Source organism: Crenobacter caeni (assembly GCF_010435965.1).
Taxonomy (GTDB): domain Bacteria; phylum Pseudomonadota; class Gammaproteobacteria; order Burkholderiales; family Chromobacteriaceae; genus Craterilacuibacter; species Craterilacuibacter caeni.
Genome location: NZ_JAAGAA010000002.1, coordinates 106,189 through 121,809, shown reverse-complemented (window position 1 = coordinate 121,809; position 15,621 = coordinate 106,189). Strand labels below are relative to the sequence as shown.

Below are 15,621 nucleotides of genomic sequence, written 5' to 3'. Positions count from 1 at the left end.
AAAAAACCCCGTCAAGGACAGGGTTCGAGGGTACATGACAAACAGCTTGAGCGACAAGCCGCGGCCGGGGCTGCCGATCAGATCGTCTTCGAGTAGCGCGCGTGGGTCGCCTTCTCGCGCAGGTGGCGGTCGAACACCATCGCGATGTTGCGGATCAGGAAGCGACCGCGCGGGGTCACCAGCAGGAATTCGCCGTCGAAGGACAGCAGTCCTAGCCGTTCCAGTTCGGCGAGCCTCGGCATCTCGTCGGCGAAATACTCGGCAAACCTGATGCCGTACACTTCCTCGATCGCCGGCACCGACAGCGAGAAGCGGCACATCAGCGCCTGGATTACCGCACGGCGCAGCACGTCGTCGCCGTCCATCCGGTAGCCGCGCATCACCGGCAGCTTGCCCTCGTCGAGCGCCGCGTAGTAGGCGTCGAGTTCCTTCTGGCTTTGCACGTAGCTGCCGCCGACCTTGCCGATCGACGACACGCCCAGGCCAACCATGTCGCAGTCCGCGTGCGTCGAGTAGCCCTGGAAGTTGCGTTGCAACCGCCCTTCAGCCAAAGCGCGCGCCAGATCGTCGTCGGGCTTGGCAAAGTGGTCCATGCCGATGAACACATAGCCGGCCGTCTCCAGCGCGGCGACCGCGTCCTGCAGGATGTCGAGCTTGACCGCAGGCGCCGGCAGTTCGGCTTCATCGATGCGCCGCTGCGGCATGAAAAGCTGCGGCAGGTGCGCGTAGTTATAGAGCGCGACGCGGTCCGGACCGATCGCGATCACCTTGGCGAGCGTCGCAGCAACCGACTCGCGCGTCTGCAGCGGCAAACCGTAGATCAGGTCGACGCTGACCGAACGGAAGCCCGCCTCGCGCGCGGCGTCGATCACCTCGACGGTCTCCTCCTCGCTTTGCACGCGGTTGACCGCCGCCTGCACCGCCGGGTCGAAGTCCTGGATGCCGACGCTCATGCGGTTGAAGCCCAGCGCGGCCAGATGGAACACCGTGTCGCGGCCGACCTTGCGCGGGTCGATCTCGATCGAGTACTCGCCCTCGGGCAGGAAGTCAAAGCGCGACTTGAGCATGCCCATCACGCGCTCGAGCTGCGCGTCGGACAGGAAGGTCGGCGTGCCGCCGCCAAAGTGCAGCTGGGCGACCTTCTCGCGGCTGCCGACCGCGCGGCAGACCAGGTCGACCTCCTTTTCCAGGTAGTCGAGGTAGCGGTCGGCGCGGGTCTTGTCCTTGGTGATGATCTTGTTGCAGCCGCAGTAGTAGCAGACGGTGTTGCAAAAAGGCACGTGCACGTACAGCGACAGCGGGCGTCGGTTGGCGCCGATCTTGCGCTGGCCAAGCGCGCGGCGGTAGTCGACTTCGCCAAAGGCCGGGCCGAAACGGTCGGCGGTCGGATAGGAGGTGTAACGCGGGCCGGCGCCGTCCAGCTGCTCGATCAGCTTGCGGTCGAATTCGCAACGGGTCGGCGAATAGAGAGGATGTGCATTCATATAATCTGGTTTCTATGGTCATTCTGCCGCCACAATGGTAAATTCGCACGGTTGTTGCCAACCCCGCTTTGACCAACGTCAAGCTTCTTGTCCCAAGCGCCTTGGATTTTTCGATGCCCGAACAGAACAACAGCAACCTGCACGCCATGAAGGTGACCTGCTCGAACTGCACGCTGCGCGAGCTGTGCCTGCCGATCGGCCTGAACCGTGAGGAGCTGTCGCAACTGGACGCGGTCATCCGCCAGAGCCGCCGCTTCCGCCGCGGCGACTACCTGTTCCGCAGCGGCGAGCCGTTCAAGTCGCTGTTCGCGATCCGCACCGGTTTCTTCAAGACCTGCATGTCGAGCCAGGACGGGCGCGAACAGGTGACCGGCTTCCATATGTCGGGCGAGCTGCTCGGCATGGACGGCATCTCGGCCAACGTGCACGGCTGCGACGCGATCGCGCTGGAGGACAGCGAGGTGTGCGAGCTGCCGTTCTCGCGCATGCAGTGCCTCAGCCGCGAGATCCCGTCGCTGCAGCACCACTTCTACCGGTTGATGAGCCGCGAGATCGTACGCGACCAGAGCATCATGCTGCTGCTGGGCAACATGAAGGCCGAGGAGCGGCTGGCCGCTTTCCTGCTCAACGTCTCGCAGCGCCTGGCCACCCGCGGTTTCGCCGCCAACGACTTCATCCTGAGGATGAGCCGCGAGGAAATCGGCAGCTTCCTCGGCCTCAAGCTGGAGACGGTCAGCCGCACGCTGTCGAAGTTCCAGCAGCAAGGCTGGATCACCGTCGACCACAAGCACATCCAGCTCGTCCAGCCCGAAGCGCTCAAGGCGCTGATCTCCGGCTGCACGCACGCGCACCAGCACGCCTGAGCTACCACAGCCCGACCCCGAGACCGGCGGACAATGTCCGGCCGGCCTCGCGCGCGGCCTCCAGCGCGGCTTCATCCGGCTCGCCGCAAACCACCTGCACTGGCAGCACCTCGTTCATCCGCCAGCCGGTCACGATCCGCCTGACGCTCGAGACCGCGCCGCTGCCGTCGTTGCCGGCCGACACCAGCACGCCGAACGGCCGCCCGGCGAGCGCGTGCTCGCACGGGTAAAAGCAGCGCTCGAAACAGTCCTTCAGCCCGCCGGCCATATAGCCGAACTTCTCCGGCGTCGCAAACAGCAGCGCGTCTGCGGCCAGCAGCTCGTCCGGCCCGGCCTCCAGCGCGTGGCGCATCTCCACCCGCACCTCGTCGCCCGCGCACTCGCGCGCGCCCCCGGCGAATGCTTCGGCCAGCTGCAAGGTGCGCCCGCCCTGCCCCGCCCACACGACAAGCAAAGTCTTCATCCGTCCCCCTCCCTGGCCGCCAGGGCAAGCCAGCCTGCCGGCAGCACGAAACCGCGCGCGCATTCGAGCCAGACGCCGTCCGCCTCGCGCAGCTGCGCGACAAGCTGCGGCCGCGTGATGGCGGCCAGTCGCGTACGCAGCGCCGTTTCACTGACCGGCTCCGTGGCGGCCGCGCACGCGGGCGACAACCAGCACGCGTGCGCAAGATGCAGCCAGCCATCGGCACCGGCAAGCGCGGGCCACGGCTCGCCGATCGCAGCGAACCAGCCGTCCGCGTGTGCAGGCTGCCAGCGCGCGGCCGGCACGAAACGCCAGCCGGCCAGCCACGCCGCCGCCTGGCACCCTGCAAAGCCATCCGGCAGCAAGGCGCGCGCGGCCGGGTGGCGGGAGAGCGCGAGCTGCCTTAACAGCTTGGCCGACTTCAGCGCCCAACTGTCGTTGGGCGCCGGGCCGAGCAGGCGCCCCGGTTCGACTTCGAGGTAGAACTTGCAGGCAAGCTCGACATGCCAGGGCTCGCCCGAGAGCCTGAGCAGGAAGTCGAATTCGCCGACGGTATGCGCAGCGCTGTCGCGCACCGCGAGGCCGTGCGCGACCAGTTCCACGTCCGGCGCATGCGCGCACCAGAAGCCGAACAGCGCTTCGGCGTAGTGGCCGAGCCGGCGCCCCGGGCGCGCGGCAAGCCAGGCCTCCAGCGGCGCGGGGTTCCGCGAGAGCGCGAAGAGCGCGTCCTGCCAGCCGGGGCTCAGCAGCCGCTCGCGCGGCAGTTGCGGGGAAAAGGGGAAAGGCGCGCGGCTGCCGAGCAGCCACGCGAGGTCGCGCACCGCCTGCGGCGCGCCAAGCAAGGGCTCAGCGACCGTTGCGGTCCGGGCCGAGCGCACGGTTCACCTGCTTGAGGAAGCCGCGCAGGATGTCGACCTCGTCGCGCTGCAGGTCGGCCCGCGCGAACACGCCGCGCATGCGCCGCATCAGCCGCTCGCCGTTGCGGCGGCGGAAGAAGTCTAGCGCGTCCATCGTCTGTTCGAGGTGCTGGCAGAAGCCCTCGACCTCGGCGAGCGTCGCCTGCTCGCCCTCGGGCTTCAGGTAGTCGACCGCGAAGCCGGTGTGGCTGAACAGCTCGTAGGTCATCACCTGCACCGCCATCGCCAGGTTCAGCGAGAAGTAGTCGGGGTTGCCGGGGATGGTCACCAGCCGGTTGCACAGCAGCACCTCTTCGTTGGACAGGCCGAAGGTCTCGTTGCCGAACACCAGCGCGACCTGTTCGCCGCCCTGCGCCCGCGCGACGAGCTCTGGCGTCGCCTCGCGCGGTGTCAGCAAAGGCGACGCCAGTTCGCGGCGGCGGCTGGTCAGCGCGCAGGCGACGGTGACGTCGGCAAGCGCCTCGGCCAGCGTCGCGACCACCTGCGCGTTCTCCAGCACGTCGACCGCGCCGGAAGCGAGCACGTTGGCCTCCTCGCTCGGGAACACCTTGGGCTCGACCAGATAGAGCCGGGTCAGCCCCATCGTCTTCATCGCGCGCGCCGCCGAGCCGATATTGCCGGGGTGGCTGGGCCGGGCCAGCACGACGCGAATGTTCTTCAGGAAATCAGGGACTTGGGGTTTATTCATCGGCTCTTTGCGCGTACAATCGCGCCCATTCAATAGAAACCCCGCGCTCGCGCCGGGTTTTTTTGTTCCTTAACCAGATTACAGCACGTGGCGGCGCCGGAAGCGGCGGTGCCTGCGTGCACCTTACAGGGGTCGATCATGCATCCTATGCTCAACGTCGCGGTCAAGGCCGCCCGCCGTGCCGGCAACGTCATCCAGCGCGCGTCGCTCAACCTCGACACCATCCGGGTCGAGAAGAAGAAGTCGAACGACTTCGTCACCGAGGTTGACCGTGCAGCCGAAGAAGCCATCATCGACGTGATCCACGAAGCCTACCCGAGGCACGCGATTCTAGCAGAAGAGTCCGGCGCCAAAGGCATGGGTAGCGCCGAGTTCGAATGGATCATCGACCCCATCGACGGCACCACCAACTTCATCCACGGCCACCCGCAGTACGCGATCTCGATCGCGCTCGCGCACAAGGGCCAGATCCAGCAGGCCGTGGTGTTCGACCCCAACCGTAACGACCTCTACACCGCGACCCGCGGCGTCGGCGCCTTCCTCAACGACCGCCGCATCCGCGTCTCGCGCCGCATCCAGCTGAACGAATGCGTGATCGCCACCGGCTTCCCGGTGGTCGACCAGAGCATGATCGACACCTACCTTGCCATCCTCAAGGACGTGATCGGCAAGAGCGCCGGCGCACGCCGCGAGGGCGCCGCGTCGCTCGATTTGTGCAACGTCGCCTGCGGCCGCGTCGACGGCTTCTTCGAATTCAACCTCAAGCCGTGGGACATCGCTGCGGGCAGCCTGATCGTGCAGGAAGCGGGCGGCATCGTCACCGACATGCACGGCGAGCAGACCTGGCTCGAGTCTGGCGACATCGTCGCCGCCAGCCCGAAGGTGCTCGCGCAACTGCTGCAGATCATCGCCCCGCACGTCAAGGGCTGACGCGCCCCAGCGCATCGCGTAAAATTCGAACGCCCCGCCCGGCCTGCCCGGCGGGGCGTTTGTTTGTCCGAACCTCCAGCATAGGGCCGCCCATGAGCCAGACCCACACCCCGATGATGCATAGGGGTTAATCAATTGATTTAAAAGGCGGTAAATACACCGCAAATTAAAACCTATACCAAATCCCACACAAAGAACGATGACCGGATATAAGCCGGCCATCGTCTTATTCGGTGGATCTGTCTGCCGCGATCACGGCCTGGCAGGCAGCAAGCTGGCGGGTGACATCGTCGGCGTCTGCGGCGAGTCCGACAAGATCGTCAGCAGCCGCTGGGTGAAGTTCGGCGCGCGCGGCTGCATCACCGCTGCCGGGGCTGGCGGCAGCGCCGGGCACACTGCCGGCGGCGGCAAAGGCGACTGACAGGCGGCGAGTGCCAGCGCGCAAGTCAGCGCGCAGGCGGTTGATTTCAGTTTGCGCATCGGCACGCTCCTCCATGAGCTTCTTGTCTACCTCCGCGAGCGCCTGCTCGCGAGCTTGCGTTTTGCTGAGCGCGTCGGCCAGTGCGTCTGCGTGCGCCTGCTCTAGCTTGGCGCGCTCGTCCGTCCAGTCGGCACGCGTGCGCGCTGCACCGCTGCGGTAGCCGTCCGCGTAGGCCGCCAACGCAATCAGCGCGGCGACGACGATGTTGATCAGCAGCGGCATGGTCACCACCAGCGCACGACATGAATCAACGTGGCCAGCGCCAGCATCTGCACTGCGCGCACAACCCCTTTCACCAGAGTCATTCCGACACGATCTGCACCCTGTTCGCTCATACGTCCCCCTATACTCAACGGGTTGAACCGATTAAAATTCATTCACGTCTAGCCTTCCCTTCCAAGGTGAAAACGAGAAACCCCGGCACAGCGCGAACTGTCCGGGGTTTCGGCTTTTTGGGGCGTTCAGCCAATAAACAGCGCCCGCTCCGCATTGCGGCGGCGGGTCAGCCCGGCAAGCTCCCGACCGCCAGCCTTGTTCCAGCGCAGGAACTCTTCCGCCGCGCCGGCCACGTCGCCCGCGCGCAGCTTGCGCAGCAAGGTCGAGCCGCGCAGCGCACCGGCGCCGCAGTTGTAGGCAAAGCTCACCAGCGCGTCGAACTGGTGCTGGCGCACGGTTAGGCCAGAGAGCATGGCGGTAACTTGCGGCGCGAAGCGGCCGAGATCCGCCTCGAGCAGGCGGGTGGCCTGGTCTTCGGTCAGCGCGGCGTCGCGCAGGTTGTACTCGGTCGGCGCGACGACGTGGCCGTAGCCGATGGTCAGCTTGCCGGCCGGGCAGCGGTATGCCTTGGGCTCGAAACCCTCGAACTGCTTGATCAGGTCAACGCAGGCTTTGCTCGGTGTCATTGTGCGCCCCCGCCAAAACGCCCATTCAGCAACCGCTGCCACCAGCTGACGTCACGCAGCAGCTGCAATACGAGGTTCATGACCGCGAGTAGCAAATACGCGGAAAACGTCCCGACGAGGCCGATACTGCCGCTGCCAAGACCCCACCACTCACCGGCAGCGAGGCCGCCGAAGTACGCAGCCACGCAGCTCGCGCACAGCAAGATCATCCGCTCCGGCCACGGGCGATCACGCAGCTGCAGGCTGAGCAGAAGGCTGCCGACAATGGCACCAGCCAGCGCAGGCAGGTGAACCCCGACCGCTGCACCACCTTTCCCCGTTCCTGCCACGGCAGAGGCAGAGAGTCCGGCGGCGAGCGCGGCAACCGCTGCCGTCGTTAAGCTGCGCAGCGCGAACATAGCAACAAGCGCCGTTGCCAGTGCGACAAGAACAACAACCAGCCTTTTCTTCATTACTGCTCCCATAAAAAAACCGCCTTCCGGCGGTGTTCATAAATCAACGTAAAGCTTCGCTCTCAATCTGTGCGTATCCGCCCGCCTGGCGTGGGCATCCCACGCCAGCACTCGAGCCAGCAAGGCGTCGCGCGTGCTCGCCCCTGTCTTGATCCGCGCCCGCATCTGCTTGATGTCGCGCCTGAACTTGACGATGGATCGCTTGCGCAGCAGGCGGTGGGCCGGCCAGATGCGGTAGCCCAGCATGTTCACGCCGAAGCTGGCGCGCTGCAGGCTTCGCTTCGAGAAACGCAGTCCGAAGCCGGCGGCGCGCCGCTCCAGCTTGTCCAGATACAGCTGTGCTTCGATCTTGCTGGCGAATAGCGCCACAGTGTCGTCCATGTAGCGCAGGTAGCGTTTCACCCGCAGTTCACGCTTGATCCACTGGTCAAGCTCATTGCCCAGCAGGTTCGCCAGCCACTGGCTGGTCAGATTGCCAACCGGAATGCCGACGTCGCCTGGCGTGCTGTCGATAATCTCGTCCAGTAGCGCCAGCGTGCCAGGGCAGGTAATGCGGCGACGGGCGACGCGTTTGAGGTCGGCATGACGCAGGCTGGCGAAGTATTTGCTGAAGTCGGTCTTGGCGACCCATACATCGGCAAGCGGACGCTGTTTGCTCATATCGCGCAGCCAGCGCTGAATGCGGTCGGCGCCGATGTGCGTGCCTTTGCCGGTTCGGCAGGCGTAGGTGTCGTCGATCATCGCCTTGTCCCAGCGCGCCTCGACGATGTTCAGGATGGCGTGCTGCAGCACGCGGTCACGGAACGGTGCAGCCAGAATCTCGCGCCGCTTTGGCTCGTAGACGACAAAGCGGCGATAGGCGCCCATGCGGTAGGTGCCGGTGATGATCTCGCACTGCAAGCGCGCCAGCTCGTCAAACAGATTGGCGGCAAAGGTCTCGACCTCTTCGCGGGCACGCTTGCCGCGGCGTGCCTTGCGGTAAGCGTGCTCCAGGTTGTCCCAGTCGGCGATCAGGCCGATCAGGTTTTCTTGTTCGGGTATTTGCATGGTGGGTTGGCCGCGCGCGGCGATAGCGACGCGCGGCCCTTTTGTTATGTTCGGCCTTGCGGCCGGGTGATGCTGGCTGATCCATTCGGATTCTGGGTCCCGGCGATCACGCGCCGGGCTCTCGTCCAATCTCCTGATGCGTCACTGACGCCGCGCACGCCAATATTGCCATTCGCATTCCACGGATTCGCATTGAAATTGAGCGTGCGCGCCCCATTGCGGACTCCCTCATTCCAATTGCCTCCGCCGATCACATAGCGCCACGCGCAGTGGTTGACCTGGCCGCGTCGAAACCCATCATCACCCATCAGGCACGGACGCTTGCGCGCCATGCGTGACTCATTGCGGCCAACTGCCTCAGCAGGCCGCCCGTTTTGGCTGGCGGCGCAGCGGCCGCCATCACATGCCCGACCCAGCGCGCCGAAACCAGCTTGCGTTCTACCCCAATGCGCAGCAGCGCATGCAGGTAGTCGACCGCCTCGCACAGCGCGTACACCTTGCTCTTGGTGCCGGCGGCCGCCGCGGCAATGGCCAGCTTGGGTAGCGCATAGAGCGCGTCCTCGAGCTGGCGGCCGTAGCGGTAGCGCTGCGCGCGCGGGATCTTGTCGAGCACCGGCATCGCCGAGACGATCAGCTGCTCGGCTATCGACAGAATCTTCAGGTCTTGCATGTCTTACCGCCGGCTGCCGCCGGCGCCTATCAAGTTACAAGGGATCACTGACGCCGCGCACGCCAATAGAGCCACCCGCAGTCCACGGAGCCGCACCGAAATCGAGCGTGCGCGCCCCACCGCGGACTCCCTCACCCCAACCGCCTCCGCCGACCACACGGCGCCACGCGCAGAGGTGGACCTGGCCGCGTGCATACGCCGCGTCCTGCCCGGTGTTGACGACGGTTGCGTCCCACGCATAGGCGTTGGTGCTGTTGCCGATGTCGAAGTGGTTATCCAGCCGCTCCCACAGCGAGCCAGCCGCGTCGACTACGCCGACGCACGATACCGACTTGGCGACCTGCCCGGTGTTGCACGGCCCGGTGTTGGTGGTGGCCGTCCAGGCGGTGTCGTTGTTGCCGTCGGCGCCTTGCGGGGCACCGTATGCGTAGCGGATGAACTCTTCGACCGTCGGCAGGCGCTTGCCGGCGTTGAAGATGCCCTGCCCGAGATCCAGTTCGTTGTAACCGCCCGTCGAGCGTACCGGCGTCACGCCGAAACGCGGGCCGAACACCACGTCTGGCCAGCTGCCGCTGACCACGCTATTCAGATAGATGTCCACCCACGCGCCGCCCGGCGCGATCTCGACCATGCCGGAAGGCTCGGCTTGCGGGCGATGCTGCAAGTCCCACACCGAGTTTGGCACGATGCTGGTCAGCGGCGCGTAGGCGGACGCGTAGCGCTGGGCGGTCGGTCGGGTGCGGCCAACGTGGAAGCCGCCGATCCGGCGACTAGTGCTGGCCGAGTAACCAACCGGGAAGCTGATGTTCTTCGAGCAGACGATCTTGGCGATGCCGCTCGAGTGCTGGCAGGCGTACAGATAGACGTCGTCGCCCAGCGTCAGTGCGGTGAAGCTGCTGTCGCGGTTGGCGGCGGCGAACGGATCAAAGCCCGTCTGCGCGGCGATCAAGTAGCCTCGCATGTTGCCGCCAATGTTGACCATGCCCTCGGGGATAGTCAGCGTGTCGCCGGCTTCTTTGGCGATCTTGCCTTGCATGGCAAAAAACCCGGCGGCCATCGCCGGGATGATGAATTTGTCGCCCTTGGCCATTACATTGCCTCCAGCGCGGCGATGCGCGCGTCAATTTCCGCCCAGGTAAAGCCCAGCCGCAAGGCGAAGGCGTCCGGGTCGCCTTCACGGCGCAGCTGGCTGCGTACGCCGGTTTCAGGGTCTGCCGTCACGCAATAGGCCGGCATCTCGCCATCCGGCGCCTCGCCGTCGGCCAGCTTGCGGTCGAACACATACTGGTAACGCTGCTCGAGCAGGCCCCGGTAGTGCGCGGCCAGCGCTTTCGGGTAGACCTCGCCGGCGGCGACCATCGCTTCGACTTCGTCGAAATCGGCGCGGGTTTGCAGAATCTTCGGGATGCCGTGCATTAGTTTTCGCTCCATGCGGGGATGTTGTTGACGGAGGCGGGCGAATAGAGCCCGGAGCCACTGACGATGGCCTTGATTGCAGTGAGCAGCTGGTCGCGCTTATTGCCATCCAGCGCGATGCCGGCGCCCTCGATAACGTTGCACAACTCTTCCTGCACAGAGTCGAAAAACTCGGCCCCTGGCGTCGTTGCTGGCACGCCGGTCTGCGAGTTGCCTGCGGTAAATCCGTGCTTTCCTGGACCGAACTTGTCCAGCGCGGGATTGCGGTTACTGCCTACTCGTTGCATATTTTCATGCTCCGTAGCTGATTAAAACGGTGGATGGCTGCGGGCACTCGCGCGCCATAATGCAGCTCAACTGGCTGTTACCCCAGGCGCTGAGCGGGTCTTCCACGCCGGACTCGCAGGTGCTGTCTTTAGCGTTAACTGCATCAGGCACCTTCAGCCGCCAGCTGAAGCGCCAGTCCTCGCTATACAGAGGGGCTTCGCAGCTCAGCTCGCAGCTGTGGGCGGCAAAGCGCTGGGTACTCGCGCCTGGGTAACCGAGCGCGGTGGCGATCTGCACGAAACGCGCGAGACGGGCGCCGCCGGCGTCGGTCAGGCGTGCCACCAGCGCGGCGCGCCGCTCAGCTAACGTCGGCGTGGCCACGCTGCAGCTGTCCGGCAGCCCTAGCGAGGCCTCCCAGTCGGGCAACATCGCCAGCGCGGTGTATGGATCGGCCTCGGCCAGCAGGCGCTGCAGCGCGACGTCGATGGCAGCCATCCGGCGAGCGGCCACCGCTACCCACGCCGTCAACACCGGATCTTCGCGCGACCAGGCCGGCCCGGGCGGCAGCAGCGCCCACAGCGCCTCGGTGTAATCGCTTACGTCCATGTGATCGTCCCCAGCTCGGCCAGCTCTCCGATCGTGCAGACAACATCTCCAGCCGGGGAGGTCAACACGTGGTCGAACTCACCGGGTGCTGCGCTGATCGCCTCGGTAAGGTGTGAGCGCGGGATGGTGATACCAGCAACGGGCAACTGCGTGCGGCCATCCTCGTCGCGCGCGACAGGAGAAGCCTCCGCTCTGACCACATCGACTAGTGCCGCCGTGACAGCGCTGCGTACCGCAGGAGTATCCGGAGATACGTGCAGCGTGAAGTTAACCGGTTTCTTGATCGGCGCGACGACGACGATTTCGCCCCACGGCGTGCCGGTTGTTTCCAAGTGCGCCCGCACCGCGGCGCACTCGGCTGCCGCCGGGTATGGGTTGCTATCGTCATCGCGCATGACGTACACGGTCACGCTGCCCGGGCCCTGCAACCTGGGCGCCGCCCAGGCCCGGGTCACGCCGGACACTTCCATGGCCCAGTTTTCCCAGTCCACTGCGCGCCCGGTTTGCGCGCCGGCCTTGCGCACGGCGGTGATGCGCTGGCGGTAGCTATCGATGCCCTCTGCGTCAGCCCCGCCGGTCAGGCCTCCAGCCTGCACCCGCGCCTGTGCGTCCACACCTTCCACCCCTGCGGACAGCGTCAGCCACACGTCGGCGTCGGTATCGCCGGCGTAGCCGGCCACCACGGCCTGCACCGTAAGGTCCACATACCCCCCCGCGCCGACAATGCCGCCGGCGACGACGGTGAACTCGACCTGATCGTCGCGCTGCAAGCGGCTATCGGCAGGCACGCCCACTCCGACGTTGCCGGTGAAGCGCACCGTGCCGCTACTGGCCACCGCCGCCTGCGGTTGCGACGATAGGTAGAATGGCCCGTGCCACGCCCGCAGCGTGTCCTCGTCAGCCGAACTGGGCAGGATCTGACGCGCCCGGTCCTGTAGGTAGCCGTACACTCCGTGCAGCGCGCCGGCCAGCGCACGGCCGAAGATGTCGGCGTCGGAGCGCTGCAGCGCGTCGGGATATTCCGCGCCAAGGTCGCGCCGAATGTCAGACATGAGCTGGCTCAGGGTCGGAATCTCATACATTGATCAGGCTCCATAGGTCTTGAATCTCCGCAGTCAGGCGGCGGCCATCGTGCAGTGTGATGGCGATGGCGATCACGATGGCCTCATCGCCAACGCGGAAGACATCGATATCCAACGCCGAGGCCACCCGCTGGTCCAGCCACCATTGCAGTGCCTCGCGGGTGTAGTCCTCGGCATCGCGCATCGCCTGCCGGTCCAGCTTGCGCCGCGCCAGCAGCCACAGCCGCGAACCGATACCGGCCGGCAGCGCCGGCTCGATGCCATCGGCCCACCATCCCCGCCGATCGGCGCCGTCCACCGGGTCGCTGTCCTGCGCGCGGCGCCAGGTGAACAGGCTGATCGCCAGCGCGCGCGCGTACGGGTCGCTGGCGGCCAGTGGCTGGCCGGCCAGCGTGGTTACGATGGTGATCATCACAGCACCTTGATGTCGGGTTGATCGGTGTTGCTGCCGGCCACGTTGTTCTCCTTGTGGCTGTGGTCGTTGTGGGCGGCGCGCACCGCGGCCAGCGAGCTGCCGCCGCCAGCGGCGTTGTCGACGATGTCCATCGCCGCCTCAATGCGGCCAGTGGCTTTGAACAATGGCGTATCAGCCACCACCTCGGCGCTGGCCTTGAGCACGATGCGTGGCGCCGTGACCTCGATGCGGTCTTCGTACAGCACGATGGTGTGGCCGGCGGCGTTATAGGCGGCCGACTCGCCCGGCTTCAGGCCGCGCACGCGGTAGCGCCGGTCACTGACGCTGATCACCACGCCGTTGCTGCGGTCGCCGCCCAGAAACAGCGCGAGCGCTTCCGCGCCCTGCTTCGGGCACGCGGTGAAGCCGAATGGCTCGGCGTGCTCCATCTCGTCTTTCAGTTCGTCGGCGGTCAGCACCAGCTGCAGCTGCTGCAGCTGCGCCGCCGGGTTTGCGCGGGTGACGCGCCCGCGGCCGATCAGACCAAACAGGCGTTGGGCCAGCTCTCTCATCAATCAGACCTCCACTCAGACGGCAGCAGATACTCGAACTTGTCGCCCTTTTTCTTGCGCGCCTTTTTGCTTTTCTCTGGATCGGGCGGCTGCGGCAGGTAGCCCTCCGGCGGCGCCACGGCCAGCGTGACGCGCGAGCCCTGCTCGTCCATCCGGTAGGTAACGGCGGTGATCAGCATGTCGCGGTCGAAGCCCAGAATCGGGTCGATCACGTGTACGATCTGGTTGTGCCGCCACAGGGCGCCGTTGCTCTGGCGCCAGCCGGCCACCTCGTACTGCGCCGCCAGCGCCTTGCCGATGCGGTTGTCACGCTCCCAGCTGGCCCGCTCTTTCGCCATGCCAGGCGTCAGGTTGCCGCTCTCGGTGAGGGTGGCCACCCGCTTGCGGGTAATGCGGCTATCGGTCGCGATTCCGGCAATCTCGTTGGCCGCCGCGCCGTTGCGGTTCGCGCTGGTGCCGTGCTGGCCGAGCACGCGGTATTCACTGAAGCAGCCGGCAAAATCAAAGCTGGCGTCGCCGGCCAGCACGTTGCGGCCAAGCTGGATCGGGTCGTAGGCGCGCCCGGCACTGCCCGGCGCGGCCAGTACAAGCCGGCCCTGGGCGTCGTCGGTGGAGATCAGACGGCTGATCTTCAGCAGTCGGTCGATGCTCTCGAATGCGGTTTCGCCCGGCTGGAGGGTGTGGTCGGCCACGGTGTCGCCGTCGCCCACCTCGCTCAGCACGGCGATGCCGTACGGCGCAGCCAACGCCGCAACAATCGCCCGTACCGACTGGCGCTTGAACTGCGGGGGCTTATTGAGTGCGGCGCAATCGACTAGGTCGGCGGTCAGGCTGCGGCCAGCGATGCCGAACGCCGTGCTGTTCTTATCGTGGGCGCGCGGCGTGGCGAACACCCAACCGGTGAGCACCAGGTCGTTGCCAATGCGCAGCTCACAGCGGTCGCCATGCACAATCGGCACCGGCTCGTCGCCACCCGGCAGCAGCCGGGTGATACCGACGGTGAACGAGCGGCACTGATCGTCCAGGCCGGCGCCGATCTCGACGTTGGTCCACCCCTCCCAGCTCAGGCCGTTGACGGTCAGGCTGACGCGGGTCGCCGGATCGAGCGGTTCGGTTCGCTTGTCATTCATGGGCTACCTGCAGTGGCTGGATTGGCACAAAAAGCGGATGGCGGATGGCGTTGCGGCTGACCATCTCATCCGCCAGCATCGCGTTACCGTGCTCCTGGTATGCCAGCACCAGTGCCGGTAGTACCGTGGCAGGCGTGATGGTCTCCAGACGCAGGCTGACGCTCTCAACCGCAGCCAGGTGCGCGCCCAGCGCGCGCGCCAGCTCGAGGTACGACTGGCCGGCGGCATGCGACAACGGCTGCAAGGCCGACACCGTCGACAGGGGCAGCGCACCAATGGCCGGCGTAGCGCAAAACCTAGTCTCATCACTGGCCATGTCCCACAGCGCTGCCTGCATGGCGTTGCGCACCGCGCGGATATCCTCTGCAACAGGTGCATCGCCACGACCTACCCGCCGCGCAGGAAGCTCGGACAGCGCGTCCGCTGCGGACATAGTCGCAGCAACAGTCATGGTTTTGAGAAGCACCCCAGCCACCCTGCCGGCTGACGATTGGTTGCTTCGTCCGAGCACGGCGCTGCTCCTTGACCGCAGCTGACGAATGACCTGAGCCTGTCTTGCGCCCCACTTCGTCAGATCGGACTGGCCTTGAAACTGCTGTCTGGATAGCTCGAACACGCGCAATAGCTTGGCGATCCCCGTAACCGGTGAAGACAACACCTCAGCAACCATCTGCTGAACCCCGCCGAATACAGACCGTATCCCGTCTGCCACGCCAACCACAGACCGGACATGCCCATCCACCAGACCCATCACCGCATCAGCCTTGACCCTTCCATCGCTGACAAAGCCCATCGCTTTTTCGAGCAAAGACTGCGAATGGCCAAGCAGCTCGGCGCGAGCCGCCCGGACCTGGCTAACGGTTTCCTTGAGCGGAACCGGAAACAGCAAATCACCCGTCTCGACAAACTCAAGCTGCACATCCACCCGGCCACCGGCATCAAGGCTCATCGCCCAGCGCGCCGGCCTGGCCGATACCGTCATGCGGCCGAACAAGGGGTGCACAAGCTCGCCGGATCCGGGAGATTCGATCACCGCCAGCAGTTGGTTGAGTTCTTCCAGCCAGCCATCCCCACTACATACCGCCGTGAACGTGAAGGGTCGGACCATCCGCCCCATGTCCTCGACCCACGGCCGGTCGCGTTGCGGGAATTCGTGCTCGGCCAGCCGGCGGCCGGCCTGCCCCTCCTGCGACAGCCACTTGATCGGATGCCCCTTGAACGAGGCGTCGCGCAGTCGGCTTTTCCAGTCCACGGCCT

At 65.9% G+C, this 15,621-nt stretch carries 21 protein-coding genes; 2 read left to right on the top strand and 19 right to left on the bottom strand.

What is annotated here, in order from left to right:
- Positions 1 to 77: 77 nt before the first annotated feature.
- Positions 78 to 1,484 (bottom strand): oxygen-independent coproporphyrinogen III oxidase, encoded by a 1,407-nt coding sequence (gene hemN, locus GZH52_RS02645; protein ID WP_163314967.1) that lies wholly within the window; start codon positions 1,482 to 1,484, stop codon positions 78 to 80.
- A 113-nt stretch (positions 1,485 to 1,597) separates the two neighbouring features.
- On the opposite strand from hemN, the gene fnr reads away from it, so the two are divergent.
- Positions 1,598 to 2,347, top strand: coding sequence for a fumarate/nitrate reduction transcriptional regulator Fnr (gene fnr, locus GZH52_RS02640; RefSeq protein ID WP_136553624.1), 750 nt, complete (start codon positions 1,598 to 1,600; stop codon positions 2,345 to 2,347).
- Between the two features lies 1 nt (position 2,348).
- Here the strand turns inward: fnr and GZH52_RS02635 are convergent, their stop codons facing one another.
- Genes GZH52_RS02635 through GZH52_RS02625 form a run of 3 tightly spaced genes read right to left on the bottom strand, consistent with a single transcriptional unit; the run spans position 2,349 to position 4,415 of the window.
- On the bottom strand, positions 2,349 to 2,810 hold the full coding sequence (locus tag GZH52_RS02635) for an NAD(P)H-dependent oxidoreductase (protein ID WP_163314966.1): 462 nt from the start codon (positions 2,808 to 2,810) through the stop codon (positions 2,349 to 2,351).
- Entirely contained in the window at positions 2,807 to 3,688 is an 882-nt protein-coding gene (locus GZH52_RS02630; RefSeq protein ID WP_163314965.1) for a DUF1853 family protein, read from the bottom strand. The genes GZH52_RS02635 and GZH52_RS02630 overlap by 4 nt, the downstream gene beginning before the upstream one ends.
- Positions 3,657 to 4,415: an RNA methyltransferase gene (locus tag GZH52_RS02625; protein ID WP_163314964.1), complete on the bottom strand. Its 759-nt coding sequence runs from the start codon at positions 4,413 to 4,415 to the stop codon at positions 3,657 to 3,659. Before GZH52_RS02625 ends, GZH52_RS02630 begins: the two co-directional genes overlap by 32 nt.
- A gap of 138 nt (positions 4,416 to 4,553) precedes the next feature.
- Here GZH52_RS02625 and GZH52_RS02620 point away from each other — a divergent pair, with 138 nt between their 5' ends.
- Positions 4,554 to 5,345, top strand: coding sequence for an inositol monophosphatase family protein (locus GZH52_RS02620; protein WP_163314963.1), 792 nt, complete (start codon positions 4,554 to 4,556; stop codon positions 5,343 to 5,345).
- A 226-nt stretch (positions 5,346 to 5,571) separates the two neighbouring features.
- Here GZH52_RS02620 and GZH52_RS02615 read toward each other — a convergent pair whose 3' ends face one another.
- The 15 genes from GZH52_RS02615 to GZH52_RS02545 all read right to left on the bottom strand — a co-directional run bounded on the left by GZH52_RS02615 (position 5,572) and on the right by GZH52_RS02545 (position 15,616).
- Complete coding sequence (locus tag GZH52_RS02615) at positions 5,572 to 6,048, bottom strand: lysis system i-spanin subunit Rz (RefSeq protein ID WP_163314962.1); 477 nt, start codon at positions 6,046 to 6,048, stop codon at positions 5,572 to 5,574.
- A gap of 239 nt (positions 6,049 to 6,287) precedes the next feature.
- A complete protein-coding gene (locus GZH52_RS02610; RefSeq protein ID WP_163314961.1) occupies positions 6,288 to 6,728 on the bottom strand; it encodes a lysozyme in 441 nt (146 codons plus the stop codon).
- Positions 6,725 to 7,180, bottom strand: a complete 456-nt coding sequence (locus GZH52_RS02605; RefSeq protein WP_163314960.1) for a hypothetical protein — start codon at positions 7,178 to 7,180, stop codon at positions 6,725 to 6,727. Before GZH52_RS02605 ends, GZH52_RS02610 begins: the two co-directional genes overlap by 4 nt.
- Before the next feature lie 36 nt (positions 7,181 to 7,216).
- Positions 7,217 to 8,227: a reverse transcriptase domain-containing protein gene (locus GZH52_RS02600; RefSeq protein WP_163314959.1), complete on the bottom strand. Its 1,011-nt coding sequence runs from the start codon at positions 8,225 to 8,227 to the stop codon at positions 7,217 to 7,219.
- A 44-nt stretch (positions 8,228 to 8,271) separates the two neighbouring features.
- Entirely contained in the window at positions 8,272 to 8,559 is a 288-nt protein-coding gene (locus GZH52_RS02595) for a hypothetical protein (protein ID WP_163314958.1), read from the bottom strand.
- Positions 8,535 to 8,897: a four helix bundle protein gene (locus tag GZH52_RS02590; RefSeq protein WP_163314957.1), complete on the bottom strand. Its 363-nt coding sequence runs from the start codon at positions 8,895 to 8,897 to the stop codon at positions 8,535 to 8,537. Before GZH52_RS02590 ends, GZH52_RS02595 begins: the two co-directional genes overlap by 25 nt.
- Positions 8,898 to 8,931: 34 nt before the next feature.
- Complete coding sequence (locus GZH52_RS02585; RefSeq protein ID WP_163314956.1) at positions 8,932 to 9,987, bottom strand: phage major tropism determinant; 1,056 nt, start codon at positions 9,985 to 9,987, stop codon at positions 8,932 to 8,934.
- Positions 9,987 to 10,328, bottom strand: a complete 342-nt coding sequence (locus tag GZH52_RS02580; RefSeq protein WP_163314955.1) for a hypothetical protein — start codon at positions 10,326 to 10,328, stop codon at positions 9,987 to 9,989. Before GZH52_RS02580 ends, GZH52_RS02585 begins: the two co-directional genes overlap by 1 nt.
- Positions 10,313 to 10,600, bottom strand: coding sequence for a hypothetical protein (locus GZH52_RS02575; RefSeq protein ID WP_163314954.1), 288 nt, complete (start codon positions 10,598 to 10,600; stop codon positions 10,313 to 10,315). The genes GZH52_RS02580 and GZH52_RS02575 overlap by 16 nt, the downstream gene beginning before the upstream one ends.
- 4 nt (positions 10,601 to 10,604) lie before the next feature.
- Entirely contained in the window at positions 10,605 to 11,186 is a 582-nt protein-coding gene (locus GZH52_RS02570; protein WP_163314953.1) for a YmfQ family protein, read from the bottom strand.
- Positions 11,177 to 12,268: a baseplate J/gp47 family protein gene (locus tag GZH52_RS02565; protein WP_163314952.1), complete on the bottom strand. Its 1,092-nt coding sequence runs from the start codon at positions 12,266 to 12,268 to the stop codon at positions 11,177 to 11,179. Before GZH52_RS02565 ends, GZH52_RS02570 begins: the two co-directional genes overlap by 10 nt.
- Positions 12,261 to 12,680 (bottom strand): phage GP46 family protein, encoded by a 420-nt coding sequence (locus tag GZH52_RS02560; RefSeq protein WP_163314951.1) that lies wholly within the window; start codon positions 12,678 to 12,680, stop codon positions 12,261 to 12,263. Before GZH52_RS02560 ends, GZH52_RS02565 begins: the two co-directional genes overlap by 8 nt.
- A complete protein-coding gene (locus GZH52_RS02555; RefSeq protein WP_163314950.1) occupies positions 12,680 to 13,234 on the bottom strand; it encodes a phage baseplate assembly protein V in 555 nt (184 codons plus the stop codon). Before GZH52_RS02555 ends, GZH52_RS02560 begins: the two co-directional genes overlap by 1 nt.
- The gene (locus GZH52_RS02550) at positions 13,234 to 14,364 is read right to left on the bottom strand and encodes a phage baseplate assembly protein (protein ID WP_163314949.1); all 1,131 of its coding nucleotides are present in this window, start codon (positions 14,362 to 14,364) and stop codon (positions 13,234 to 13,236) included. Before GZH52_RS02550 ends, GZH52_RS02555 begins: the two co-directional genes overlap by 1 nt.
- Entirely contained in the window at positions 14,357 to 15,616 is a 1,260-nt protein-coding gene (locus tag GZH52_RS02545; protein ID WP_163314948.1) for a DNA circularization N-terminal domain-containing protein, read from the bottom strand. The genes GZH52_RS02550 and GZH52_RS02545 overlap by 8 nt, the downstream gene beginning before the upstream one ends.
- Between the last annotated feature and the right edge of the window lie 5 nt (positions 15,617 to 15,621).

Excerpts from the sequence above, each read along its gene's own strand:
- hemN (WP_163314967.1), bottom strand. The coding sequence starts at position 1,484 with ATGAATGCACATCCTCTCTATTCGCCGACCCGTTGCGAATTCGACCGC.
- fnr (WP_136553624.1), top strand. The coding sequence starts at position 1,598 with ATGCCCGAACAGAACAACAGCAACCTGCACGCCATGAAGGTGACCTGC.
- GZH52_RS02635 (WP_163314966.1), bottom strand. The coding sequence starts at position 2,810 with ATGAAGACTTTGCTTGTCGTGTGGGCGGGGCAGGGCGGGCGCACCTTG.
- GZH52_RS02625 (WP_163314964.1), bottom strand. The coding sequence starts at position 4,415 with ATGAATAAACCCCAAGTCCCTGATTTCCTGAAGAACATTCGCGTCGTG.
- GZH52_RS02620 (WP_163314963.1), top strand. The coding sequence starts at position 4,554 with ATGCATCCTATGCTCAACGTCGCGGTCAAGGCCGCCCGCCGTGCCGGC.
- GZH52_RS02615 (WP_163314962.1), bottom strand. The coding sequence starts at position 6,048 with ATGCCGCTGCTGATCAACATCGTCGTCGCCGCGCTGATTGCGTTGGCG.
- GZH52_RS02610 (WP_163314961.1), bottom strand. The coding sequence starts at position 6,728 with ATGACACCGAGCAAAGCCTGCGTTGACCTGATCAAGCAGTTCGAGGGT.
- GZH52_RS02605 (WP_163314960.1), bottom strand. The coding sequence starts at position 7,180 with ATGAAGAAAAGGCTGGTTGTTGTTCTTGTCGCACTGGCAACGGCGCTT.
- GZH52_RS02600 (WP_163314959.1), bottom strand. The coding sequence starts at position 8,227 with ATGCAAATACCCGAACAAGAAAACCTGATCGGCCTGATCGCCGACTGG.
- GZH52_RS02595 (WP_163314958.1), bottom strand. The coding sequence starts at position 8,559 with ATGGCGCGCAAGCGTCCGTGCCTGATGGGTGATGATGGGTTTCGACGC.
- GZH52_RS02590 (WP_163314957.1), bottom strand. The coding sequence starts at position 8,897 with ATGCAAGACCTGAAGATTCTGTCGATAGCCGAGCAGCTGATCGTCTCG.
- GZH52_RS02585 (WP_163314956.1), bottom strand. The coding sequence starts at position 9,987 with ATGGCCAAGGGCGACAAATTCATCATCCCGGCGATGGCCGCCGGGTTT.
- GZH52_RS02580 (WP_163314955.1), bottom strand. The coding sequence starts at position 10,328 with ATGGAGCGAAAACTAATGCACGGCATCCCGAAGATTCTGCAAACCCGC.
- GZH52_RS02575 (WP_163314954.1), bottom strand. The coding sequence starts at position 10,600 with ATGCAACGAGTAGGCAGTAACCGCAATCCCGCGCTGGACAAGTTCGGT.
- GZH52_RS02570 (WP_163314953.1), bottom strand. The coding sequence starts at position 11,186 with ATGGACGTAAGCGATTACACCGAGGCGCTGTGGGCGCTGCTGCCGCCC.
- GZH52_RS02565 (WP_163314952.1), bottom strand. The coding sequence starts at position 12,268 with ATGTATGAGATTCCGACCCTGAGCCAGCTCATGTCTGACATTCGGCGC.
- GZH52_RS02560 (WP_163314951.1), bottom strand. The coding sequence starts at position 12,680 with ATGATCACCATCGTAACCACGCTGGCCGGCCAGCCACTGGCCGCCAGC.
- GZH52_RS02555 (WP_163314950.1), bottom strand. The coding sequence starts at position 13,234 with ATGAGAGAGCTGGCCCAACGCCTGTTTGGTCTGATCGGCCGCGGGCGC.
- GZH52_RS02550 (WP_163314949.1), bottom strand. The coding sequence starts at position 14,364 with ATGAATGACAAGCGAACCGAACCGCTCGATCCGGCGACCCGCGTCAGC.